This is a genomic window from Citrobacter sp. EC_71, from assembly GCF_019584005.1.
GTDB lineage: Bacteria > Pseudomonadota > Gammaproteobacteria > Enterobacterales > Enterobacteriaceae > Citrobacter > Citrobacter werkmanii.
Window position 1 is genome coordinate 1 of the sequence record NZ_VDAY01000108.1, and the last position, 231, is coordinate 231.

The following is a 231-nucleotide window of genomic DNA, read 5'->3' on the forward strand; positions in this document are numbered from 1 at the left end:
AATCTGAAGTGTACATCCTGTCCAAAGACGAAGGCGGCCGTCATACTCCGTTCTTCAAAGGCTACCGTCCGCAGTTCTACTTCCGTACTACTGACGTGACTGGTACCATCGAACTACCGGAAGGCGTAGAGATGGTAATGCCGGGCGACAACATCAAAATGGTTGTTACCCTGATCCACCCGATCGCGATGGACGACGGTCTGCGTTTCGCAATCCGTGAAGGCGGCCGTA

The 231-nt window shown here is 53.7% G+C and carries 1 pseudogene; it reads left to right on the forward strand.

The features are described 5' to 3' along the window. Nucleotides 1–231, forward strand: a pseudogene (gene tuf / locus FHD02_RS24255) (elongation factor Tu); the annotation flags it as partial.